Consider the following 21,401-nt stretch of genomic DNA (forward strand, 5'->3'; position numbering starts at 1 on the left):
GAGCCCGGCCATTTCGGCTCGACCTCCGGAGGCCCTTCTCGCCGATGCTCCACCCCTGGCACGACGTGACCCCAGGCGAAGATCTGCCCATGGTCTTTAACGCCATCGTCGAGATTCCGACGGGGGCGAACATCAAATACGAACTGGACAAGCGCACGGGCTTGCTCCGCATGGACCGAGTGCTTTACTCGGCCGTCTACTATCCCGCGAACTATGGCTTCATTCCCCAGACGTACGCCGAAGATGACGACCCGCTCGACGTCCTGGTGCTGTGTCAGGAATCGCTGGCCCCGATGACCCTGGTCACGGCCCGGGCCATCGGCCTGATGACGATGATCGACTCGGGCAAGAAGGATCACAAGATCCTCGCCGTCGCGGTCGGCGACCCCGAGTTCAACAGCTTCCGGGAGGCCGACGAGCTGCCTCCCCACCGCTTGCAGATGCTCCGCCGCTTCTTCCAGGACTACAAGTACCTGGAGGGCAAGGCGGTCGAGGTCGATGAGTTCCAGCCGGCGGCGACGACCTCTCCCATCATCGAGGACTCGCTCCAGCGTTACAGCTACCTGCGCCGCAAGGGGTTCCGCTCGTAATGAAGGCGATCGTCATCGGAGGCTCGGGCCAGATCGGCGGTTGGCTGCTCCGGCACCTGGCCGACCGTGGCCACGAGGCGGTGGGCACCTATGCCACGGTCCCGTTCCCGGGCCTCCACCCGCTCAGGGCATCCGACCGGGAAGACGCCGCGGCCTGGCTTCGCCGGCAGCACCCGCAGGTCGTCTTCTATCCGGCCGGGTTCACCTGGGTGGATGGTTGCGAACGCGACCCGGCCACGGCCCGGGCGTCGAACCTGGAAGAACCGCTCAACCTGGCCCGGGTGACGGCCGACCTGGGCGGTCGCTTCGTCTACTTCTCGACCGACTACGTCTTTCGAGGGGACGACGGGCCGGATTCGGAGGAGTCTCCCCCGGATCCTCCCAACGTCTACGGGCTTGCCAAGCTCGACGCCGAACGCGCCATCGCCGGGGAACTGGGCGACCGCGCCCTGATCGCCCGGACCAGTTGGGTCTATGGGCCGGAACGCCAGGGGAAGAACTTCGCCTATCAGGTCATCCGCCGCCTGGTGTCGGGGGAGCCGGTCATGGTTCCCTCCGACCAACGCTCCAGCCCGAGCTACGGGCCCGACGTCGCCCTGGCGGCCATCCGACTGGTCGAGGAAGGCCACGCGGGCCTCGTCCACCTGGCAGGCCCCGAGGTCCTGAGCCGTCCCGAGTTCGCCGGGGCGATTGCCGAGGGCTTCGGGCTCGACCCGGGCCCGATCGCCTCGAAACCGACCGCGGAGCTGGGCCAGGGCGCGCCTCGTCCCCTGCAGGGCGGGCTGTTGACCCCCCGGCTCGATCGCATCCTCCCCGGCCTGATGCGCCCGGTTTCGCTCTCGATCGACGATTTCCTCCGGCGGCTCAACCTGGGCGAGGCCTGGAACGACCCGAGGGTCGGCCCCACGGCGTGACCGGGACGGCTCGACGCGCGGCGATCGCAAGCCTGCCTTCCGCCCCGGGCGCCTCCCGGATAGGATGAAGCCCGAGGGCGCAGGACAATCGATCGGGGACCGGAGCATGGAGGGTCCGGATGACACCTTATGACATGGCCATGGTGGGAGTGATCATCGCCGGGATGATCTGGGGAGCCTGGCGGGGCATTACCTGGCAACTGGCGAGCATCCTGTCACTCGGGCTCGGTTACGCAGTCGCCGTTCCCGTGTCGTCGCAACTCGCCCCCCAGTTCCCGGGGCAACCGATTGTTGCCCGGGCGCTGGCGATGCTTGTCCTCTACGTGGCGGTTTCGGCCGGCGTGTTCGGCATTGCCTGGTCGATCCGGGCCACCCTGAGACGCTGGAAGTTCGAGGCATACGACCGCCATCTCGGGATGCTGCTCGGGGGGCTCGAAGGGGCTGTCCTGGGAATCGTGGTGACGGTGTTTGTCGTCAGCCTCGCCCCGCAAAGCCGGACCCCGATCCTGACCAGTCGAGCCGGGCAGGCGGTCGACCACACCTTGAAGCTCGCCCAACCCGCCCTGCCCAACGAACTTCGGACGATGCTTCAACCGTACTGGGACGCCCTCGACCGCGGAACCCCCCAGGACGTGATGCCGGAGTGGGAGGTTGCGATCGGAGCCTCGCAGGACCAGCCTGCGCGGGATCGGCTGCCCGTCGACGCCAAGAGCGATCCGGATCTGCTGCGGAGCATGTTCGATCGGGCGGGGGCGGAAGCCGGGAAAGCCTTTGCAGAGCAGTTCCAGGGCGGCTGGAATGGAGGAGCGGGCCTCGGCCATGAACGAAATCCCCGTCGGTGACCGGCCGATCAATCTGACCCAGGTCCTCAAGCGGGTCGGCTGGGTCGACAACGGCGGTCAGGCCAAGGCCCTGATCGCCGACGGCCTCGTCCTCGTCAACGGCGAGGTCGAATTCCGCAAACGTCGGCAGATGGCGGTGGGAGACTCGGTCCGACTCGCCATCGATGAACCTCCCCCTCCCGTCGTCCTGGTCTGAAGGCGAGGCGTCGTCGACCCTCGTCCTCGTCTCGCCGGAATCCTCTCGCTCGTCGATTGAGTTGGCCCGCGGATCCTCCTCCCGCCAGCGGGTTCGATCTCACCAACGATCACGCCGAACGGAGCAGGAATCATGAAACGCATCGGGATCTTGACCGCAGGAGGGGACACCCCGGCCCTGAACGCCACCATCGCCGGAGCAGTGACCCGCGCCAACCAACTCCGCCTCGAAATCTTCGGCCTGATCAAGGGGTATGGCGGGCTGCTCAATCCCGAAGTGCCCCACGTGCACCTCAATCCCCTGTTCCAGACGATTCCGGAACTCGACCCGGCTCGGGGGGGGACGATCCTCGGGGCCTCTCGCGATTACATCTCGGCCAACGATCGCGAGATGATCGAGCGTGTCGTCGATCGCTTGCACCGACTGGGAATCGAGGGCCTGGTCTGCATCGGCGGAGACGGCACGCTGAACGGCATGCAGGCGCTCTGCGACTACCTCCCCGTGGTCCTGGCGCCGAAGACCATCGACAACGACCTTGGCTTGAATTACCCGGACGAACCTTACGAATTCGTCCGGGAGCCCGATCCCGAATCGGCCGCCGGCTTCCGCTACTCGAAGCAACCCGGGCGGACCTTCGACCTCGAGGAGATGGTCAACTTCGCCACCCCCGGCTACGCCACCTCCGTCTTCGTGTCGGTCCAGAACGTGCTCCGGATCCGGACCACCGCGGAGAGCCACCGCCGCGTCGCGATCATCGAGGTCATGGGGCGCGACTGCGGCATGATCGCGCTGGGGACGGCCTTCGGCCAGCCCGACATGATCCTCGTCCCCGAGGTCGCGGTGGACCCCGAGGCCGTGGTGGCCCGCGTCACCGAGATTCTCGATCGTCAGAAACATGCCTTGATTTGCGTTTCCGAGGGCATCAAGGATGCCCAGGGGAACAATTTCGGGGCGGTCAGGCAGGTGAAGGACCCGGCGGGCAACCTGCAATATTCCGGGGCGGCCGAGGCCGTCAAGCAGATCCTGGTCGACCACCTGGGAAACGCCTTTTTCACCCGCAAACGCCGCAACGAGAGTGCCGACGCGGCGATCTTCTGCCGGAAAATCGGCCACACCCAGCGCGGTGGTCGGCCGATCCTGTTCGACCGCTTCCAGGCGTCGCAACTCGGCGGAGAGGCCGTCGATCTGCTCGTCGACGGTCGCCACAACCACATCGCGACCCTGCAATATCGCGACGGCGGTTTTGTCCACGAGGGGATCGACGCCAACCGCCTTCGCGACCGTTGGGGGGTGATTCACGCCCGTCCGCTGTCCGAGTGCTTCTACGACGCGAAGCGGTTCCAGCCCTCATCCAAGGGGGTTTCCTACCTCCAGGCCATCTTCTCCGAAGCCCTCGGCTCCGAGGACCTGGAAAGCCAGCGGCCGATCTTCGACACCGGGCATCTGGTTCGGCCCTACGATTCGGTCAACTTCCACATCAGCAAACGGATCCGACGCCTCGACCCGGACGGTGTGTGAGGGCCTCCCGAGAACGCCCGGTTCGCTCAGGGCCCTGCTTCGCGACGACACCTCGACATCGACCGAATCGTTGCTTGTTCAGCCGACCACTTGCCCCTGGAACCCCGATTGCTTAGGTTCTAGGGAGGCGTGCGGCAGAGCGGATTTCCGGGAGCAGAGCGGCCCCAAGGCACCGGCCGGGAGGGCCCTCGACATCGGTCGGGGGTCGATCTTCGGTTTGAGGACGGCCTCGAGGCGCTCGTCTTCCTGATTCGCCTGGACGGCTCGTGGACCGGTGAAACCGGTACGACGACCGCTCTCCCACTGGCATTGCACGGCGAACGATCGCGACGTTCCTCGAGGTTCATTTTGTCGATTCAGACTTCCCTCCCGAAGCAACACCGTCTGGAACTGATCCGCGTCAAGCCGTCTGAAGTGTTCGAGTCCGAAACACTTCCCAAGACGGTCGAACGCGGCCTGTCACATCGACCGAAGTACTTGCTCTGCCGCTTCATCTATGATGCGATCGGCTCAGAGTTATTCGAACAAATCTGCGATCAACCGGAATATTACCTGACCCGCACCGAGGACGCGATCCTCCGCGACCATGCCAATGCCATGGTCGATGGCTGGGATGATCCGCCCACGATGATCGAGCTGGGCAGCGGCAGCTCGACCAAAACACGCCGATTGATCGAGGCGGCTCTCGATCGCTACGGCTCACTTCATTACGTCCCGATCGACATCTCGGGAACCATCCTGGAAGACTCGGCCCGGACCCTGATCGACGATTATCCTGCGATCCGAGTCACGGGAATCGCGTCGGATTACGACACGGCGTTGCGCGTGGTTGCGGAGCGCATCCAGGGCCCCAAACTGCTCGTCTTCCTCGGGTCCAGTCTCGGCAATTTCGACGACGAGGATGCCGTCGGGCTTCTCCAACGGATTCGATCGACCCTCTCCGCCGATGACCGGTTCCTCTTCGGCACCGACCTCGTCAAGGACCCGACGATCCTCGAAGCCGCCTACGACGACTCCGCGGGCGTAACCGCCCGGTTCGGGAAGAATATCCTGACCCGGATCAATCGGGAGCTCGGCGGCAACTTCGACCTTGACGGCTTCCGCTACGAGGCTCGATTTTCTCCGGAACATCATCGCGTCGAGATGAAACTGATTAGCGACCTGGAGCAAATCGTCACCATCCCAGATCTCGATCTCACCGTCTCGTTCGGAGCGGGCGAATCCATTCACATCGAAAATTCGCACAAATACACGCCAGCAATCCTCGAGCAGTTGGCGAAGCAATCGCGGTTCCTTGAGGAAGCTTCATGGACCGACCCCGACGGCTTCTACCGACTCCAACGATGGCGCACCTGATCGAGGCCCAGGACACGCTTCCTCGAGGGTTGCGCGGTTAGTTCCGGGAGAGATCTTGCGGCACGGACCAGACTCCATCAGTCTGCCCGTGCCGCATTTATTTTGCGCCTGATCAATCAAATTTGGATTCTCTCAATCTTGCATTTTCGAAGATCAAGAGAGTGATTGCGCAAGCCGGACTCCGGAAAATTGCCATCGCGCATCCGCGTAGAAGAAGTTCCGATAGGTCGGGCGAAGATGGTCCCCGGGAGAGGCGCAGGAGCCTCCCCGGAGGACATGCTGATTACACATGAATTTTCCATTATATTCCCCAACGGCCCCTGCGGCGGGCCGGAACCCGGGGTATGGCAGGTAGGCACTGGCGGTCCACTCCCAGACGTCCCCGAAGATCTGGACCGGCTCGGTTTCCGCCCTGCAACGGGCGGGCGAGGGGTGATATCGGCCCGATTCCAGGAAATTCCCGGAGATGGCGACATCCGCCGCGGTCTCCCACTCGGCCTCGGTCGGTAGCCGGGCCTCGGACCATCGGGCGAAGGCATCCGCCTCGTAATAGCTCAGGTGGCAGACCGGTTCCGCCGGGTTCACGGGGAGCATCCCCGCGAGGGTGAAGGTCCACCAGCGGTCTCCCCGACGCTCCCAGTAGAGCGGTGCCTCCCAGCCCCGTTGCTGGACGGTGGCCCAGCCATCGGAGAGCCAGGCGTCCGGACGGGAGTAGCCACCGTCGGCCATGAATCCCAGATACTCTCCATTGGTGACCGGACGCGACGCGATCCGGAAGCCCGGGACATATTCGCGATGCCGAGGGCCTTCGTTGTCGTAGGCGAAGCCGCCTCCCTCGTAGCCCACCCATCGGACCCCTTCCGGGAAGGCCAGCCATCGCAGCGCCGGCGCCGATTCCATCGGCTCCGGGTCCCGAGGCTTGTAGACCGGCCGAAGCGGATTATGCCACAAGGCATGCTTCAGGTCCGTCAGCAACAGCTCTTGATGCTGCTGTTCGTGGTTCAGGCCGAGCGTCAGCAGGGGGGCAAGGCGCGCGATCGCCTCCGGCTCGGCGCGACCGAGGAACTCCTCCATGCTTCGATCGACCGCGGCCCGATAGTCTAGCACTTCCCGGACCGAGGGACGTGTGATGAGCCCCCGTTGCGCCCGCGAGAGTCGCTGGCCAACCGAATTGTAATAAGAATTAAACAAATACGAAAACTGAGGATGGTGAGTCCGATACCCCGGTGCGTGGCCGGCGAGGATGAATTCCTCGAAGAACCAGGTCGTGTGGGCCAGGTGCCACTTGACGGGGCTGGCATCCGGCATCGACTGCACCACGAAATCCTCGGGCTCGAGCGGCTCGCTCAGGGCGATCGAGGTGTTTCGGACCGCCTTGAAGTTCCGGATCAAGGCCTGGGAGGGGGGGAGCATCTCCGTTGAGCTGCCTGGTGCCGGAACCGAGGATCGGGGCGATGACATCATTGCGGAACTCCGGATGGCCGAGCTTCGAGGAGAGTCTCCCGACCTGTTCTAGAGCCACCCGACAGGGGCGTCAACCCGTCCATCGAGACCGGCGGTTGCGGCCCTCCGAAAAAACTTGAGAAAGATTTCCAGAAAAACGCAATTAAGCCTGCCGTTTCTCACGATGATGAAGAATAGAACGCCACGACGGTCACGCGACTCACGAGGGCCCGGTCTGGTGGCAACGACCTCCTGGTCGACCACCACCCGTCCCTCGCAACGAGTGCCCGATCCCGCTCGACGACGATTGCCGAGCGGAGATGCCGGGGGATCCGAGTGCCTGTCGGCGTTCACGATCGAGGCAGAACCGAAGGACACCGCGTCCCGAACGATGCGGGGCCCTTTCGGCACGGCCTGACGAAGTTCCGAGGGGCAATGGCCGTTTCGACCGTGGCCCGAGACCCGAGCCGTCGAGAGGCCGCGACCCGCCCCGCTCGAGGGCCATCCTCCGGGCAGCGACCTCTCGGATGAAGCGTCAGCCGGCCACGATCCCCGGAATCCAGCGTGTACGACACCAAGAACGATCCAACAGGCTCAGACCGACTCTGAGTCGTGCCCACGATGCCCTATCGGTCGCCTCCCTTCGAGGGGATGGTGCCCGTTCGGCAAAGGTCCGACGATGCCGAAACGAACACGAGAGAAACCCGACTCGCTTCAGATCGGACTCGAGTCGCGTCCCGACTCGGAGCGGAGCTTGCGGCGGTGGGTCCGATCGTACGCCGGACTCTACATCCCGCACCGGGCCGTCTGCCGCGGGCATCAGTCTCCCTGGCGGTTCTTTGCCGACGTCTTCCTCAAGCGGCCCCCCGTGGCGCTCGTGCTCGGCCCCAGAGGCGGGGGGAAATCGTATCTGTCTGCCCTCGAAACTCACCTGACCAGCCGGTTCGACCCCGAGCACGGTACCCGCCTGCTGGGGGGGAGTCTCGCGCAATCGCAACAGGCCCACGAGGCCCTGGCCGACCTGGCCCGGAACGACCCGGTCCTGGAGAAACTCACCGAATCCAGGGCGCTTTACACGAACGGTTCCGAGGTCCGGGTGCTGGCCGCCTCTCCCACCAGCGTCCGGGGTCCGCACGTGCCGAGCCTGAAGCTCGACGAGGTCGACGAGATCGACCCCGACACCCGAGACGCCGCGCTGGGCATGTGCATGAACCGGGGATCGGCCACGGCCTCGGTCCTGATGACCTCGACCTGGCACCGGGTCGACGGGCCGATGTCGAAGCTCATCGAACGGGCCAGAGCCGGCGAGTTCCCGTTCTATTCCTTCTGCATCTTCGAAGTCCTGCAACGCTGCCCCGAGGAGCGGAGCGGCCCGAACCTGGAGAAATGCCCGGAGTGTCCGCTCGTCTCCTGGTGCCACGAAGACCGCGACGACGACCCGCTCCACCGACCGAAAGCCAAGCGAGCCAGCGGCCATTACGGAATCGACTCCTTGATCCAGAAGGCTCGCGTCGTCAGCAGACGGACCTTCGAGGCCGACTACCTCTGCCGGGGGCCCAAGGCCGACGGCCTCTGGTTCGGCGAGTTCGATCCCGTGGCAAACGTGTGCACATCCGCCGAATTCGACCCGAACTGGCCCGTGCACCTGGCCGTCGATTCGGGCGTCTACACCGGTGCCGTCTTCTTCCAGATCGTCCCGAAACCGACCCCCACCGGCATGGTCGACGAGGTGCACGTTTTCGCCGAATACCTCCAGGACAACACCCCGGCCGAGCACGATGCGAGGGCGATCCTCGAGGTCGCCCGGCGGCACTGCAACGGCCGGATCGCCTTCGCCTCGACCGACCCGGCGGGGAACTCGAAGACGGCCGTCGGCCCCACCGTCCTCGGCGAATACGCCCGGGGGGGCCTGAACAATCTCCAGTTCTGGCCCAGTGGCGCCTCGGTGACCGACGGCCTGGCCCTCGTCGAATCGTTCCTCAGGCCGGCCGACGGGGGGACGCGATTGCTCGTCCACCCCCGCTGCGAGGACACGATTCGGGCCTTCCAGAATTACCGGCGGGCCAAGCGGGCCGGCCAGTGGACCGATCAGCCGGAAGACCCCCAGCACCCTCACGAGGATCTGATCGATGCCCTCCGGGGAGGGCTCCGGCTCCGATACCCAGAGGGCCGCTGCCCCCCACCGACGATGAACCGCGTCCCCGCCCGCAACGTGTTCTGACGTGATCCGGCACCGATCGGGCGGGGACTTCACCCGCAGAGGACAGGACTCACCACCATCGCGTTCGCTAGCCCAAAGACTCCCATGATGAACCATCGTGAATCACTCGAACTGATCGGCCGCAGGCACGTGGAGTGGCAAGAGCACCACCAGCGATGGCGCTGGCTGCTCGACTCGCTCGAAGGGGGCGAGCGCTATCGCCACGCCGTCTACGGCTACGACCGACGCGGGTTGCCCGTCCGCAACCTGATCCGCCACAAACGTGAATACCCCGATCCGAGGGACGCCGAAACCTTCGCCCCCATCCCGGGAGCCGACCCGTTCACCGCGACCTCAAGCCTCGGGGCCGATCCGGCCACCCTGGCCACCGACGACGATTACGAACTCCGGCGCGCCCGGACTCCCGTCCCCACCTTCCTGGCCGAGGCCATCGAAACACACCTGGCTCGCCTGTTCGCCCGCGAGGTCAAGCGGTCCGGGCCGGATCGGCTGATGGACTGGTGGCAGGACGTGGATGGCTGCGGCACCACGATCGACCAGTGGATGGCCGAGACCGTCGCGCCGCTCCTGCTGACCCTCGGCCAGCTCGACATCTGCTTCGACCATCCCCCCGCCCCCGCGGGCGAGACGATCGAGACCGGTGCCGATGTCGTCCGCCTCGGGCTCGACTCCTGCGTGGCGTCCTGCATCCTGCCGGAAAACATGCTCTGGTGGCGGCTCGACGAGCAGGGGAAACGCTACCTCGAATGCCTCGTGCTCGAACGCCACGATTCCGGCGAGGGGGTCGTCACCTGCTACCGCCACTGGACGGCCGAAGGCTCCACCCTCTACGCCGAGGACGGGGAGGTCCTCGCCCGGACGCCGCACCCGTTCGGCCAGGTGCCGATCATCCGTCTGTTCGACCGGCGCAAACCCCGATGCCGCAACATCGGCCAATCGCGATATGAAGGGATCGCCGAGCGACAACGCGAATACTACAACCGCGACTCCGAGTTGATCCTCTCCGACACGACCCAGGCCCACCCCTTGCTCCAGGGGCCCGAAGACTACGTCCAGCCGGACGGCTCGGTGCCGATCGGCCCGGGCTGGCTCCTGCCGAAGAAGAAGAACACCCAGGGCGGCCAGACGACCTACGAAGGATTCGACATTGTTGAATTCCCCAAGGACAGCGCCGAGTCGATCCGACGGAACAAGGCCGACCTCCGCGACGACGTCGACCGGGATGCCTCATTGATCCGTACTCCCGTCCGAGAGGCCGGCGCCCAGTCGGGCCTGGCCAAGATGCTCGACCAGGCCGACGGCAACAACCGCCTGGCCAAGATCGCCCGGGTCCTCGCCCAGGCCGAGCGCGTGGTGGCCGAGTTCGCGCTGACGGTCCTGGGCGACGGCCCCCCCCCTGCCTCGGCGGTGGCCGCGATCGAGATCGTGTATCCCGCCGAGTTCGACCTCTACACCGCCGACGCGGTGGCGCGGGCCACGGCCGATTTCCAGGCCCTCGCTACCCGGGCCGGTGCCCTACCGACCTGCGAAGGCCTGATGCTGGCCCGCCTGCTCCGGCTCTGCCTGCCGGGCCTCGGAGACCCCCAGTATGCCGAGTGCGAACGGGAGATCGCCGGCTACCTTGCCCGCAAACCGCAGGGGCAGGACACCGGCGTCGCCTACGACCAGGTCAACCGCCGAGGCGTGTTCCAGGACATCAACCTCCTCTAACCTCCGAATGGCCCCGCGTCGGGGCAATCCTCAAACATGCTTCTTGTGGACAAACCCATTCATTACCGAATAACCGAATCCGGATGACTCGACTCGGGCCAGGGCCGGAGCCGTCCCCGGAGCCTCGAATCGAGGGAAATGTCATGGCTCACGACGCCGTCCCGCAACTGCTCGCCGCAATCGTCGTCAGCCTGTTCCTGCTGACGACCCTGACCTCCGTCGTCATCCCGATGGCGTTCGGGCTCTTCGACCGCCGCCCCTGATTTACCGACCTCCCCGTATGGATCATGACGATGTATCGCATCCTGTTGAATCCAGGCGCCATTGACGAAGGGTCGCCGGCCGACGACGAGATGGTCAGCATCTCCGCGTCGGAGCTGGACGCCCTCCGGGCGGCCGCCGAGAGAGCGAAGACGATCGCCGAGGCGAACGACCGGGCCGCCGAGCGAGCCCTCGCGAACGACCGCCTCCGCGACGAGGAAATTGCCCGGTGGTCGAAGAAGGCCGAGGACTGGGAACGCGCCTTCAAGACCGCCACCAAGGAAAAAGAGCTGGCCACCGTCCTGGCCGGCCGCCCCCTGGTCCAGGGGGCCGCCTCTCAGCTCATCAAGCTCTGGCGAGAAGAGCTGGAGGTCATCGACGACGCTGGCCAGATTCGCGTCGCGACCCGAGACGGCCGACCCGTCTCCGAAGCCGTCAACGCCTGGCTGACCAGTGCCGAGTATGCCCACTTCTCCCGGCCGAGTTCTCGGGGAGGGACCACGCCACCCGGCGACTCCCGATCCACCGCGACCGCGCCGGCCGCCCCCCCACCGAAGAACCTGGGGGAAGCGGTCCTCTTGCGATGGCGAGAAGCACTCCAGGGCAACCGCCAGGACCCCGATGCTCCCATCGGCCTTGGCCGCCGTCGCTTCTGAAGGATGACCCTCCAGACCGTTTGTCCGCTCCGTTCCATGGTTTCCTTGAACTTCACCTGAGAAAGACAGACCCATGTCCACCACGTTCCTGCAAGGCATCCAGCGCGCGTCCGACCACCAGGCCCAGATCCGCAACGACGTCCACGTCGTCGCCACCAATTGGTTCGTCAACCGATGCCCCCTGGTCACCCGATTGCCGCGCCTCCCGGTCGGCTCCACCACCTTCTCGATGGTCAACCGAGCCTTCCGGAAGCGAGTGGCCCTCGTGACCGCCGCCGTCGCCGCGGGCGACGAGCAGATCGCGTTCAATGACGCCAGCTCGTTCATGATCGGCGACGTCCTGGAACTGCCGTCGGGCGAACGGGTCGAGATCCTCGAATTCCCGAACGGCTCGACCGTCAACGTCAAGGTCCGACGGGCCGTCGAGGGCACGACCGCCGGCACCGCTGCCGTCGACGCCGAGGTCCGGCTGATCGGCAACAGCCGATCCGGCTCCGAGATCAACCAGAGCGCCGTCGCCCTGCAGCCGGTCGGCATCCCCCAGTACTGCCAGACCTGGCAGCACCCGGTCCAGGTCGGCGGCTCGCTCCAGTCGAGCCTCGGCTACCAGACGTCCCCGGGCATCCAGACCCCCTTCGACCAGCACCGCATGGACGCCCTGCAGAACCTGCTCGATGACATGGAGGTCTCCTGCTACTACGGCCTCGGCGAGTCCCCGAGCGTCACCGGCCGGCCGAAGCAGCGCGGGCTGCGGGCCCTGCTCACGACCAACCGGGTCGTCTCGCCGACCAGCGGCAGCGGCTACAAGCCGAGCGACCTGGTCCGAGACACCCTGGAACGTTGCCGGGCCAACGGCGGCTCGCCCGACGTCCTGCTCGTCTCGACCAACTTCATGACCGGCCTGGCCATCTGGGGTCACGCCGCCCAGCGGATCGACGCCGGCGTCAACGTCTTCGGCCTGCCGATCGACGTGTTCGAGGCCCCCTTCCTCGGCGGCATCTCGCTCATCGAAGCCCCCTTGCTCCGCCCGTTCACGGCCGTCGCCCTGACCAGCTCCGAGGTCCGGCTCCGCATGAAGCGGAACGAGTACTGGAACCCCCGCGGCAGCCGGGGCGACGCCCTCGAAGGCGACTGGATCGCCGAAGGGGCGATCGAGGTCGAGAACGAAGCCCACCACGCCTGGCTCGAAGGCATCACCGCCTTCTCGGCAAGCTGACGCCGAGCCGGCCCCACGGGTAATGCGGCCTGCCGGGGACCCGACTCTCGGGTCCCCGGCGTTCGCCCGCATCGCGAGGCCGCCCTCACGCGAAAGAACAAGGACGCGATCATGACTCAACCCCGATTCCACTTCCGCGGCTATCCGGAGTTCCTCGCCGCCGCCGCCGACCAGGCCGGCCGCCCCGATCTCGCCGGCCCCGCCGGCCGGGTCGAGGCCCTCGCCGCCCTCTCGGTCCTCTGCTCACAGGCCGTCGAGGCCGATCCCGGCCGGGCCGCGGCCATCCTCCGGCAGGCGGCCGAGTTCCGCCACCAGCTCAAGATCTCGTTCGACGCCGCAGACGCCATGCTCCGGGCGGTGGCGGCCGCCTGCGGCGCCGATGAACTGCTCGCGCCCCCGACTGGCGATCCCCGGGGCTCCTCGGGCAAACGCTCTCGTCGCCGGAAACCGACACCCGACCCGACATCCCCAGAGGCACCATGAACACCACGGACACCAGCTACGCGAGCGACGAGGAAGTCGCCTTGCTCTCACCCTCCGACGTGGGTCCTCTCTTCCCGAGCGATCAGCGCATTGCCTCCGGGGCTGATGGCAGCTTCACCCCCTCGGATCGGTGGACCCTGAACTCCGACTCCGTCAGCTTCACCGATGCGGGGCTGCGCCCGGGTCATGTGGTCCGCCTGCTCGCGCCGCTCGACCGATTCCCCCCGCCAGGGGCCCTCTTCGGGGTGGCCGAGGTGGGCGAACATGCGGTCACGCTCCGCCGACTCGGCATGGCTGCCGGCCTGGGAGAGCCGGTCGCCCCCCCCGAGGGCCTGACCAACGTCGCGTTCGTCATCATGACCCTCGACCCCCAGATCCGGCTGGCGAGCCGGGAGGTCGATGGCCTGCTCGGCATCAGGACCACCACCCCCTCGCTGCCCGGCCTCGACGGGATCTCCCTGCGCGATGCCGTCGTCCGGCTGGTCCTGGCCCGTCGCTATGCGGCCATCACTCGGGACGACGACACGGCCTTCGCGAGCCGGGCCAGGCTTTTCGGGGCCAGTTTCGAACGCCTGATGACCCGGCTGTCCCTCGGCGAAAACCCCACCCACTCACACCGGATTCCTCGACTGGGGACTCGCCTGATCCGATGACCCGAGCCGTCGCGATTCCGACCCCCCGCGCCCCATCGTCGTCCCGAAACTCCCGTCCCTGACGAACCCGAGGCTCCTCGCCTCGGGAGCGTCTCCGACCCCAAGGTTTAGCCATGATCGCATCCGACTGCGATGCCTACGACGCGATGATCTCGTGCCTGGCGGCGACCCGCCTCTTCGGCACGGTCCTCCTCGACGAGGCCGACCGTGCCCAGGCGACGCCCCACGCCGCACCGCTGGCCATCATCACCCCGGGACCGTGGACCGAATCGATGACCGACGACCCCGATCGCCTGGTCCGCCGCGTCTCGTACCGGGTCACGATCCGAGCCCGGGCCGACGATCCCCGCGCCCGACTGCTCGAACTCGACCGCCTCGCCCGCGAGGTCTCGACCCGGCTGAACCGGGCCGACTTCGGGCCCGGGTGCGTCCCCCGCCTCTCGACCATCCACCGCGGAGAGCCGCGCATTTCGCCCGGCAGCGGCGAGGCACGCTGCGAGCTGAGCGGGGCCTTCTCCGTCGTCGTCCCCGCGTCGTCCGCCTCGTCACTCTCGGCCGACTAACCCCGTCACATCCAGCGTCCGCGTCACACCCGACCGATCGACCCTGATCGACCCGCCTCCCGTCGATCATCCCGCACGTCTGCCGGGCCGTGGCGTCGAACCGGGAGCAACCCCATGAATCTGGTCCGAATTGGTTCGATCTATGTGAATTTCGATCGCGTGTCGATGGTTCGGAATCTGACCCCCGACCCCGAAGACACGCAACGGCTCATCCGCCTCGAATTCGCCGAGGGGCATCACGTCGACGTCACGACCCATGCCGCCGAGCTGTTGCAATGGGTCGAGCAACGCACGACCGACGTGGCCGAACCGCCCGTGGTCCCCTGATCCGCGACGTCCTGTGTCGCGCAATGCTGAAACCCACCGATCACCCAAAGGCGTTGGCGGGCCTGATTCGGCTTCCTTGGATCGTGACGGAGGCCGAGACTCCCGCCCTCGCGTCCGGGTTGAGGCGTCAGGACGGATCGACCTTGGCGTCCCCCGCCTTCACGCAGGCGAGTTCCGAGAGGGAGTGGCACCCTTCGGGCAATTCCGCCTCCTCGACCAGCATGTTCGGGATGTCGTCCTTGACGGCGAACCGGAGCCCGCAACGGGTGCAGACCAGGGCCTGATCCTCCTGCCGCAACGGTGCTTTCCCCATCGGGCAGACGAGCAGGGACAGCAGTTCCTCGCTGATCATCGGAGCCTCGTTCCTCTTGGCTGGCGACCCCTTCGGGCGGTCGTCGCTTCCCGTCAATGGCGTCTGGCCGTCATTATGGATGACGACGCCAGCAGACGGAAGTCGAATCTGGCGGTTCAGACGGCCGATCGCGTTCGGCCGATCGTCCCCATCGCCCAGGTCAGACACCAAGCGAGCACCGATGCGCAATGTGCCGATTCGGCGAGTGGTCATCACCGGGATGGGTGCCCTCAGCCCCAATGGCGTCGGGATCGACGCCTTCCGCGGCGCCCTTCATGCAGGACGCAGCGGCGTGACGACCGTCCAGGAGTTCGACACCTCCGGCCTCGGCAGCCGCATCGCCGGCGCGATCCGAGGGGTCGACCTCCGGGAAGCCATGGACCTGAAACAGCTCAAGGTCGTCAGCCGCGCCGTCCCCCTCGCGATCCTCGCCGCCCGGGAGGCCATGATCGACGCCGGCTTCCCCCGCAGCGACCTCGACCTCGACACCCGCCGCCAGATCGGCGTCCTGCTCGGGACCGGCGGCGGGGGCATCGCCTTCGTCGAGGAGCTGTACGGCTACTATTACAAGGGGCAGCTCGAGAAGGCCACCGCCCTGGCCGTCCCGGCGGGGACGCCGGGGAACATTTCCTCGGAGCTCTCCATCCAGCTCGGGCTCCGGGGCCCGTCTCACGTCATCTCGACCGGCTGCACCTCCAGCACCGACGCCATCGGCTACGCCTTCCGCCGCATCCAGCACGGCGAGACGCCGATCATGCTCACGGGAGGGTCCGACGCCCCCATCGCGCCGGCCATCATGCTCGGCTTCGACGTCATGGGGATCGTCTCGCGCAACTGGAACGACCAGCCCGAGCGCGCCTCCCGCCCCTTCAGCCACGACCGCGACGGCTTCGTCCTGGGCGAGGGGTCGTGGATGCTCGTGCTCGAAGATCGCGAGCACGCCCTGGCCCGCGGCGCCCGGATCTACGGCGAGCTGCTCGGCTATGCCAGCACCTGCGACGCCTGGCACCGCGTCTCGATGTCGAGCGACCTCGACGAGCCGGTCCGGGCCATCCAGCTCGCCTTGCAAGACGCCGAACTCTCGCCGGCCGACATCGACTACGCCAACCTCCACGGCACCGCCACCCCGTTGAACGACCGGGTCGAGACCGCCGCATTGAAGCGAGGGCTCGGCGAGCACGCCTCGACCATCCCGATGTCGAGCACCAAGAGCATGATCGGCCACCCACAAGGGGCCTGCGGCGCCGCCGGCCTGGTCGCGACCCTGCTCGCGCTCGACGCCGGTTTCCTGCCTCCGACGATCAACCGAGACGAACCCGACCCCGAGTGCGACCTCGACTACATCCCCAACCAGTCCCGACCCGCCGACGGCGCCCGGATTGCCCTGTGCAACTGCATGGGGTTCGGATCGAAGAACTCGGTCTTGATTGTTCGTCAAGGAGACGAGCCGTGATCGCCGCCCCCCCGCCCGCTCCGGCTCGATCGTCGGCACCGATCGCTGCAATAGACGACCTGTTCCCAGCAATCACGCCACTTGCGTCGATTCGAGAAGGGACGACGGCAGACGGGGCAGATCTTCGACTCGCCCGAGGGCTCCGATCGATCGCGCTTCCGGTGACGATCAGGCACGACATTGACCGGGAAAACGCCGAGAAACAGGCCCGGGCCACACCCAGCCGGTCCGCTCGCCTGCACGGAGCCCGGGCAATCTGATAGACTACCGCGTCTCGGTCGCTCGGGGAACGGACACCGCGCGATCGGACGACAACCCAAGGGGGCGATCATGAGTCTTCGCGAAGCGCTGGCCGGTGCGGTCGCCCGCGACCCGCGCTACAGCATCGACGCCTACGAATTCGTCTTCGCCTCCCTCGACCTCGCCAAGGTCCGCAAGCGCAAGGCCCGCCGGGCCCGGGGCCGCGGCCGGAAGCCCCGGGCGAACAAGGAGTCTCGGCACGTCTCGGGCCGAGAGCTGAGCGAGGCCGCGCGCGACCTGGCCCTCGACCTCTACGGCCGCCTCGCCCTGACGATCCTGTCGAGCTGGGGGCTGCGATCGACCTCGGACATCGGCGAGATCGTCTACCTCCTGATCGCCTCGGGCGACCTCGAACGCTCGGACGAGGACCAGCGCAGCGACTTCGACGACGTCTACGACTTCGAGGCCGCGCTGTGCCACGACTACGTCATCCCGATCGAAGACTCGGAGGAATCGTCATGACCACCGCCCAGGGCCAGGGGCCGACCGCGCATTCCCCCTCATCGGCCGGGCCGGACGCCCCCCGAGGCCGTCGCCTCCGATTCGCGGCGGCCCTGATCGTCTTCGCGGCCTGGGTCGCGGGCCTCGCCCTGCTCGCGGTCCGATCCGATCCCCCTCCCCCGCTCTCGACCGAGGATCGAGCCGCCGGGGCCGCGCCGGCTCCGGCTCCGGCTCCGGCTCCGGCTCCCCGGGAGGGATGATGCCCAGATCGCGCCCCTGGCTCGTCCCCGATCGCCGCTCCGACCCGGAACTGATGGACGCCCCCGGCCTCCCCGCCGACGAGGTGGCCGACGCCTACGCCGTCCTCCGACGGGTCAACCGCCACCTCGGGAACAACCGGGTCATCGACCGCGAGGTCCGCCGGTTCCGGGCCGAAGATCCGATCGGCCCGGCCGCCTCCGTGCTCGACGTCGGCTCCGGATCGGGGGACGTCCCGCGACGGATGGCCCGCCTGCTCGATCGCCTCGGGAGTGGCCGCGTCGTCCCGATCGCCCTCGACCGCGACCCGGTCGCGACTATGATCGCCGGTTCCTCCGCCTCCGAGGGGGTCCCCGTTCACGTGGTCCGGGGAGACGCCCTGAACCTCCCGTTCCCCGATCGGTCGGTCGACCTTGTGACGGCGGTCAAGTTCGCCCACCACTTCGAAGGCGAAGCCCTGGCAAGGCTCCTCTCGGAGATGGCCCGGGTGTCCCGGTGCCGGGTCGTCGTGCTCGACATCCGGCGGCACTGGCTGGCCTACGCGGGGTTCGTCGCCTGGAGCCGCGTCTTCACCCGCAACCGACTGGTTCGTCTCGACGGTCCTTTATCGGTCCTGCGGGGCTTCACCGATGAGGAGCTGGCCGGACTGGCCGCGCCCCTGGGCGAGTTCTACTGGACCGTCCAACGGGATCTTGGATTCCAGATTTCTCTCATCGGGAAGCGCAAGAACTCCTCACAAAAACTAACATCAAGATAGCATTCTTGCTGGATCGCGGGTCATGGTAAACCCGAGGGAGAGCAAGGCATTGCCCCCCCGGCCGAGCAGCGAGGCGAGATCGATCAGCGACGGCTGGACCAAGGCATGATGGAAGGCCCGGCAGAGGGCCACCCGGCGATCGAACCGGGCGTGCCAGGCCCGTTGCGCGGCCCGGAGGGTGGCGAGGTCCAGGTCCCTCTGGGCGAGCGTCCGGAGCACGAACGGGGCGATGACCTCGGCGCCGAGCATCGCCATCGTCAGCCCCTGGCCGCCGAGCGGGTCGACCGTCCCCCGGGCGTCACCGCAGTAGAAGATGCCGGGCAGGAGCGGCGACGAGGTCTCGACCCGGACCCCGGCGACGGTCTTCCACGGTCCGGTCGGCTGGGCGGCATCCCAGAGGGCCGCGAGGGTGCGATTGCCGGGGAAGGTGGCCTCGGCGAGGGCGTCGAGGTCGCCGCGATACTGCCGCGAGAGCCGTTCGGGGAGCAGGCCGCAGAGGTTCGTCCTCCCCCCTTCGACCCGGCAGGCCCCCACGTAACCGCCGGGCAAGAGGTGCAGGCCGACGGTCCCGGGCGGCTCGTCGGCGGCGTCGTCGGCGATAATCAGGTGCCGCTTGAGCCCGAACAGCCGGGGCCGGAGCCCGGGCAGGCTCCGGGGTCGTGTCGCTCCTGATCGCCGAGTCAGTGCCGAGTGGCGGCCGTCGGCGGCGAGGATCACCGAGGCGTGAGCCGTGACGGGCCTGCCCGATTCGCGCCGTCCCGAGACGCCGACGACCCGGCCGCCGGCGACAATCGGCCCGGAGACCCGGATCCCCTCGAAGACCTCGACCCCGAGCGACCTCGCCTCGTCGAGCAGGAGGGCATCGAGCGCCGATCGGCTCAGGCCGAGCCCGGCGCGGCCGTCGGGGCCGGCGACCTCGGCTTCGAGCACCCGGCCGCGAGGGGTGGTCAGGCGGACGGATCGGATCGGTCGGCCGCCGGATCGGGCGAGGCGACCGTCGGGCACCAGCCGATCGACCGCCCCGACCCCCTCGGGGCTGAGGTATTCGCCGCAGAGCTTGTCCCTCGGGAACCGGCCGGCGTCGATCAGGGCGACCCGGGCCCCTGCCCTCGCCAGGAGGATTGCCATGGCCGACCCCGACGGCCCCGCGCCGACGATCGCCGCGTCGAACGGGCGGCCGGCGTCGAGGCGATCGGCACCGTCGGCAGTGGCATCGGGAGCAGGGACAATCGGGTCGGAACTCATCGAGGGTGACCTACTTTCTCAGGCGGTATCGCGGGGGATGACGATCTCTCGGATCCGCTGATTGACCCCCAAACCCCTGGCTTTCAAGGCGTTGCGGAGCAGGTTGAACCCGCCGTAGCAGCGCTGGGCGGTGGAGTAACTGAGCCAGCCTTTGAAGGCGGTCGCCCCCTCGTCCTGCCAGCTGCTGGTCGGCTGCGATCGGACGAGGACGTCGTTGAAGGCGGCGGCGACCTTCGGGCCGATGAGGGCCCGATCGGGTCCGGGTCCGGCGTCGCCGGGGATCGCGATGGGCCAGACCACGTTCAGGCTGCAGCTGAGGTTGCGCTCGGAGGCGGGCAGGGCGATGACGTCGTAGGGGTTCTCCAGCTCCATCCGCAGCAGCAGCAACTCCACGTCGACGAGCAGGGCGGGATGCTCGACCTGGTCGCGGACCCCTTTGCGGACGGAGGCCCCTTCGGAGTCGGGCGGGGCCGAGGACACCGGGTCGACGGTCGGGGCCGGTCGAGCGGTCGGCGCGGCGGCCTCGGCGGCCAGGCGGCCCGAGACCCGTGCCCGGCTGAGGACCTCGTACGACCGGGCGACCAGGCGGAAGGCCCACTCGTCTCCGCCGAGATCGGGGTGGTACTTCTTGCTCCGGGCCCGGTAGGCGTCCCGGATCTGCTCCAGGGAGGCGTCGGAACGCACTCCGAGGACCTGGGCGGGATCGATCTCGAAGGTGTAGATCATGATGGGTCCAGGGACGATGCCACGCGAAGGGGAAACGAGGCGGAGGCCGAGAACACGCCGGGGGACGTGCAGGCGGGTTCTCAAGACCCCCCAGTGTACGCAAGCCCCGACGCATCGGGGAGGCCGAACCGATCGGCCGCCTGCATGATTGCTGCCGGGACGAGACATCGGGCCGGTCGGGCGGAGGCGAGCGGGGCGAAGTGCCACGGATCGGGACAATCGACCTGTCGCGGAGCGATCGCGCTATGGTACAGTAACCCCTTTGCCAGAATGGCGAGCCCTCGTGTCGATGCGCCTGGTCGTTGGGCCGGGCCGATCGTCGCGTGGGCTGCCGTTGTCTTGATGAATCCTCCCGAAGCCGAGCCGGAATCCCGAAGGAGTTGCCGACGATGGAGACGTTCGACCCGAAAGTCCTCCGCAAGCTGTTCCGCATGTCACCCCGCACCAAGCGGCACTTCGACGAGACCCGGGCCGCCCTGCGGGCCGAGCGCGTCGCCACCCCTCCCGGCCCCGGCAACCTCCGCGACCTGAAAGGCCAGGCCGATCGCGAGGCCTTCCAGAAGACCTACGATGCTTTGACCTCCGAGCCGAGCCTGGCCGAAGACGCCAAGCTCTACGATCACCTGTTCACCAAGGCCCACGGCAACGCCGCCGTCCGCACCGGCGCCTGACTCCGCCTCCGCGGTATGCCTTCCCTTCCCCTCGGCCTGGCCGTTTGACCCGATCGCCTTCCCTTCTCGCGAGGGCGATCGGGGGTTTGGATCGGCTGCGCCTGGAAGTGGACCGATGACGGAACCTTGAGCGATTTGGAGCACCCTCGGAGTCGCGGCGTGCTGGTTCGGTGCGCGCAAAACGCGGGGATGGCTTTGGGCGATTCTTGTTGGTGCATCACGAGTTGCGCCGATTGAATTGGGTTCGCT

Annotated in this window: 24 protein-coding genes; 19 read left to right on the forward strand and 5 right to left on the reverse strand. The window is 67.4% G+C overall.

Going from position 1 to position 21,401, the window contains the following annotated elements; all coding sequences use genetic code 11:
- Positions 1 to 44 precede the first annotated feature (44 nt).
- The 6 genes from AB1L88_RS25465 to egtD all read left to right on the forward strand — a co-directional run bounded on the left by AB1L88_RS25465 (position 45) and on the right by egtD (position 5,416).
- On the forward strand, positions 45 to 590 hold the full coding sequence (locus AB1L88_RS25465; protein ID WP_367099528.1) for an inorganic diphosphatase: 546 nt from the start codon (positions 45 to 47) through the stop codon (positions 588 to 590).
- Entirely contained in the window at positions 590 to 1,504 is a 915-nt protein-coding gene (locus AB1L88_RS25470; RefSeq protein WP_367099529.1) for an SDR family oxidoreductase, read from the forward strand. Before AB1L88_RS25465 ends, AB1L88_RS25470 begins: the two co-directional genes overlap by 1 nt.
- A 119-nt stretch (positions 1,505 to 1,623) precedes the next feature.
- Positions 1,624 to 2,346: a CvpA family protein gene (locus tag AB1L88_RS25475; RefSeq protein ID WP_367099530.1), complete on the forward strand. Its 723-nt coding sequence runs from the start codon at positions 1,624 to 1,626 to the stop codon at positions 2,344 to 2,346.
- Entirely contained in the window at positions 2,324 to 2,542 is a 219-nt protein-coding gene (locus tag AB1L88_RS25480) for an RNA-binding S4 domain-containing protein (protein WP_367099531.1), read from the forward strand. The genes AB1L88_RS25475 and AB1L88_RS25480 overlap by 23 nt, the downstream gene beginning before the upstream one ends.
- A gap of 132 nt (positions 2,543 to 2,674) precedes the next feature.
- Positions 2,675 to 4,060, forward strand: a complete 1,386-nt coding sequence (locus tag AB1L88_RS25485) for a 6-phosphofructokinase (RefSeq protein WP_367099532.1) — start codon at positions 2,675 to 2,677, stop codon at positions 4,058 to 4,060.
- A 348-nt stretch (positions 4,061 to 4,408) separates the two neighbouring features.
- Complete coding sequence (gene egtD / locus AB1L88_RS25490) at positions 4,409 to 5,416, forward strand: L-histidine N(alpha)-methyltransferase (protein WP_367099533.1); 1,008 nt, start codon at positions 4,409 to 4,411, stop codon at positions 5,414 to 5,416.
- 153 nt (positions 5,417 to 5,569) lie between these two features.
- On the opposite strand, the gene egtB is transcribed toward egtD, so the two are convergent.
- Positions 5,570 to 6,829, reverse strand: a complete 1,260-nt coding sequence (gene egtB, locus AB1L88_RS25495) for an ergothioneine biosynthesis protein EgtB (RefSeq protein WP_367099534.1) — start codon at positions 6,827 to 6,829, stop codon at positions 5,570 to 5,572.
- 784 nt (positions 6,830 to 7,613) lie between these two features.
- Between egtB and AB1L88_RS25500 the strand changes: the two genes are divergently transcribed.
- From AB1L88_RS25500 to AB1L88_RS25535, 8 genes are all read left to right on the forward strand, one after another.
- Entirely contained in the window at positions 7,614 to 9,080 is a 1,467-nt protein-coding gene (locus tag AB1L88_RS25500; protein WP_367099535.1) for a hypothetical protein, read from the forward strand.
- An 84-nt stretch (positions 9,081 to 9,164) separates the two neighbouring features.
- Positions 9,165 to 10,790: a hypothetical protein gene (locus AB1L88_RS25505; RefSeq protein WP_367099536.1), complete on the forward strand. Its 1,626-nt coding sequence runs from the start codon at positions 9,165 to 9,167 to the stop codon at positions 10,788 to 10,790.
- 293 nt (positions 10,791 to 11,083) lie between these two features.
- On the forward strand, positions 11,084 to 11,707 hold the full coding sequence (locus AB1L88_RS25510; RefSeq protein ID WP_367099537.1) for a hypothetical protein: 624 nt from the start codon (positions 11,084 to 11,086) through the stop codon (positions 11,705 to 11,707).
- Between the two features lie 73 nt (positions 11,708 to 11,780).
- Positions 11,781 to 12,923, forward strand: coding sequence for a DUF5309 family protein (locus AB1L88_RS25515; protein WP_367099538.1), 1,143 nt, complete (start codon positions 11,781 to 11,783; stop codon positions 12,921 to 12,923).
- A gap of 111 nt (positions 12,924 to 13,034) precedes the next feature.
- Positions 13,035 to 13,406, forward strand: a complete 372-nt coding sequence (locus tag AB1L88_RS25520) for a hypothetical protein (RefSeq protein ID WP_367099539.1) — start codon at positions 13,035 to 13,037, stop codon at positions 13,404 to 13,406.
- Positions 13,403 to 14,059, forward strand: coding sequence for a hypothetical protein (locus AB1L88_RS25525; protein ID WP_367099540.1), 657 nt, complete (start codon positions 13,403 to 13,405; stop codon positions 14,057 to 14,059). Before AB1L88_RS25520 ends, AB1L88_RS25525 begins: the two co-directional genes overlap by 4 nt.
- Before the next feature lie 113 nt (positions 14,060 to 14,172).
- The gene (locus AB1L88_RS25530) at positions 14,173 to 14,622 is read left to right on the forward strand and encodes a hypothetical protein (RefSeq protein WP_367099541.1); all 450 of its coding nucleotides are present in this window, start codon (positions 14,173 to 14,175) and stop codon (positions 14,620 to 14,622) included.
- A 114-nt stretch (positions 14,623 to 14,736) separates the two neighbouring features.
- Positions 14,737 to 14,949, forward strand: a complete 213-nt coding sequence (locus AB1L88_RS25535) for a hypothetical protein (RefSeq protein WP_367099542.1) — start codon at positions 14,737 to 14,739, stop codon at positions 14,947 to 14,949.
- A gap of 127 nt (positions 14,950 to 15,076) precedes the next feature.
- Here the strand turns inward: AB1L88_RS25535 and AB1L88_RS25540 are convergent, their stop codons facing one another.
- Positions 15,077 to 15,301 (reverse strand): Trm112 family protein, encoded by a 225-nt coding sequence (locus tag AB1L88_RS25540; RefSeq protein ID WP_367099543.1) that lies wholly within the window; start codon positions 15,299 to 15,301, stop codon positions 15,077 to 15,079.
- Between the two features lie 181 nt (positions 15,302 to 15,482).
- Between AB1L88_RS25540 and AB1L88_RS25545 the strand changes: the two genes are divergently transcribed.
- Positions 15,483 to 16,754, forward strand: a complete 1,272-nt coding sequence (locus AB1L88_RS25545) for a beta-ketoacyl-[acyl-carrier-protein] synthase family protein (protein WP_367099544.1) — start codon at positions 15,483 to 15,485, stop codon at positions 16,752 to 16,754.
- Here the strand turns inward: AB1L88_RS25545 and AB1L88_RS25550 are convergent.
- Positions 16,736 to 16,876 carry a DUF2256 domain-containing protein gene (locus tag AB1L88_RS25550; RefSeq protein ID WP_367099551.1) on the reverse strand — a complete coding sequence of 47 codons (141 nt, stop codon included), beginning with the start codon at positions 16,874 to 16,876 and terminating at the stop codon, positions 16,736 to 16,738. The genes AB1L88_RS25545 and AB1L88_RS25550 overlap by 19 nt on opposite strands.
- Before the next feature lie 208 nt (positions 16,877 to 17,084).
- Here AB1L88_RS25550 and AB1L88_RS25555 point away from each other — a divergent pair, with 208 nt between their 5' ends.
- The 3 genes from AB1L88_RS25555 to AB1L88_RS25565 are packed head-to-tail and all read left to right on the forward strand — an operon-like array spanning position 17,085 to position 18,510.
- Positions 17,085 to 17,516 carry a Minf_1886 family protein gene (locus AB1L88_RS25555; protein ID WP_367099545.1) on the forward strand — a complete coding sequence of 144 codons (432 nt, stop codon included), beginning with the start codon at positions 17,085 to 17,087 and terminating at the stop codon, positions 17,514 to 17,516.
- Positions 17,513 to 17,755 carry a hypothetical protein gene (locus AB1L88_RS25560; RefSeq protein ID WP_367099546.1) on the forward strand — a complete coding sequence of 81 codons (243 nt, stop codon included), beginning with the start codon at positions 17,513 to 17,515 and terminating at the stop codon, positions 17,753 to 17,755. The genes AB1L88_RS25555 and AB1L88_RS25560 overlap by 4 nt, the downstream gene beginning before the upstream one ends.
- Positions 17,752 to 18,510 carry a methyltransferase domain-containing protein gene (locus tag AB1L88_RS25565; RefSeq protein WP_367099547.1) on the forward strand — a complete coding sequence of 253 codons (759 nt, stop codon included), beginning with the start codon at positions 17,752 to 17,754 and terminating at the stop codon, positions 18,508 to 18,510. The genes AB1L88_RS25560 and AB1L88_RS25565 overlap by 4 nt, the downstream gene beginning before the upstream one ends.
- Here AB1L88_RS25565 and AB1L88_RS25570 read toward each other — a convergent pair.
- Positions 18,502 to 19,755, reverse strand: a complete 1,254-nt coding sequence (locus AB1L88_RS25570) for an NAD(P)/FAD-dependent oxidoreductase (RefSeq protein ID WP_367099548.1) — start codon at positions 19,753 to 19,755, stop codon at positions 18,502 to 18,504. The two genes, AB1L88_RS25565 and AB1L88_RS25570, sit on opposite strands and share 9 nt — an antisense overlap.
- Positions 19,756 to 19,773: 18 nt before the next feature.
- A complete protein-coding gene (locus AB1L88_RS25575) occupies positions 19,774 to 20,481 on the reverse strand; it encodes a J domain-containing protein (RefSeq protein ID WP_367099549.1) in 708 nt (235 codons plus the stop codon).
- 389 nt (positions 20,482 to 20,870) lie between these two features.
- On the opposite strand from AB1L88_RS25575, the gene AB1L88_RS25580 reads away from it, so the two are divergent.
- Positions 20,871 to 21,152 carry a hypothetical protein gene (locus AB1L88_RS25580; RefSeq protein WP_367099550.1) on the forward strand — a complete coding sequence of 94 codons (282 nt, stop codon included), beginning with the start codon at positions 20,871 to 20,873 and terminating at the stop codon, positions 21,150 to 21,152.
- Positions 21,153 to 21,401: the final 249 nt, after the last annotated feature.

This window comes from Tautonia sp. JC769 (genome assembly GCF_040717455.1).
Classification (GTDB): domain Bacteria; phylum Planctomycetota; class Planctomycetia; order Isosphaerales; family Isosphaeraceae; genus Tautonia.

Excerpts from the sequence above, each read along its gene's own strand:
- AB1L88_RS25465 (WP_367099528.1), top strand. The coding sequence starts at position 45 with ATGCTCCACCCCTGGCACGACGTGACCCCAGGCGAAGATCTGCCCATG.
- AB1L88_RS25470 (WP_367099529.1), top strand. The coding sequence starts at position 590 with ATGAAGGCGATCGTCATCGGAGGCTCGGGCCAGATCGGCGGTTGGCTG.
- AB1L88_RS25475 (WP_367099530.1), top strand. The coding sequence starts at position 1,624 with ATGACACCTTATGACATGGCCATGGTGGGAGTGATCATCGCCGGGATG.
- AB1L88_RS25480 (WP_367099531.1), top strand. The coding sequence starts at position 2,324 with ATGAACGAAATCCCCGTCGGTGACCGGCCGATCAATCTGACCCAGGTC.
- AB1L88_RS25485 (WP_367099532.1), top strand. The coding sequence starts at position 2,675 with ATGAAACGCATCGGGATCTTGACCGCAGGAGGGGACACCCCGGCCCTG.
- egtB (WP_367099534.1), bottom strand. The coding sequence starts at position 6,829 with ATGCTCCCCCCCTCCCAGGCCTTGATCCGGAACTTCAAGGCGGTCCGA.
- AB1L88_RS25505 (WP_367099536.1), top strand. The coding sequence starts at position 9,165 with ATGATGAACCATCGTGAATCACTCGAACTGATCGGCCGCAGGCACGTG.
- AB1L88_RS25510 (WP_367099537.1), top strand. The coding sequence starts at position 11,084 with ATGTATCGCATCCTGTTGAATCCAGGCGCCATTGACGAAGGGTCGCCG.
- AB1L88_RS25515 (WP_367099538.1), top strand. The coding sequence starts at position 11,781 with ATGTCCACCACGTTCCTGCAAGGCATCCAGCGCGCGTCCGACCACCAG.
- AB1L88_RS25520 (WP_367099539.1), top strand. The coding sequence starts at position 13,035 with ATGACTCAACCCCGATTCCACTTCCGCGGCTATCCGGAGTTCCTCGCC.
- AB1L88_RS25525 (WP_367099540.1), top strand. The coding sequence starts at position 13,403 with ATGAACACCACGGACACCAGCTACGCGAGCGACGAGGAAGTCGCCTTG.
- AB1L88_RS25530 (WP_367099541.1), top strand. The coding sequence starts at position 14,173 with ATGATCGCATCCGACTGCGATGCCTACGACGCGATGATCTCGTGCCTG.
- AB1L88_RS25535 (WP_367099542.1), top strand. The coding sequence starts at position 14,737 with ATGAATCTGGTCCGAATTGGTTCGATCTATGTGAATTTCGATCGCGTG.
- AB1L88_RS25540 (WP_367099543.1), bottom strand. The coding sequence starts at position 15,301 with ATGATCAGCGAGGAACTGCTGTCCCTGCTCGTCTGCCCGATGGGGAAA.
- AB1L88_RS25545 (WP_367099544.1), top strand. The coding sequence starts at position 15,483 with ATGCGCAATGTGCCGATTCGGCGAGTGGTCATCACCGGGATGGGTGCC.
- AB1L88_RS25555 (WP_367099545.1), top strand. The coding sequence starts at position 17,085 with ATGAGTCTTCGCGAAGCGCTGGCCGGTGCGGTCGCCCGCGACCCGCGC.
- AB1L88_RS25560 (WP_367099546.1), top strand. The coding sequence starts at position 17,513 with ATGACCACCGCCCAGGGCCAGGGGCCGACCGCGCATTCCCCCTCATCG.
- AB1L88_RS25565 (WP_367099547.1), top strand. The coding sequence starts at position 17,752 with ATGATGCCCAGATCGCGCCCCTGGCTCGTCCCCGATCGCCGCTCCGAC.
- AB1L88_RS25570 (WP_367099548.1), bottom strand. The coding sequence starts at position 19,755 with ATGAGTTCCGACCCGATTGTCCCTGCTCCCGATGCCACTGCCGACGGT.
- AB1L88_RS25575 (WP_367099549.1), bottom strand. The coding sequence starts at position 20,481 with ATGATCTACACCTTCGAGATCGATCCCGCCCAGGTCCTCGGAGTGCGT.
- AB1L88_RS25580 (WP_367099550.1), top strand. The coding sequence starts at position 20,871 with ATGGAGACGTTCGACCCGAAAGTCCTCCGCAAGCTGTTCCGCATGTCA.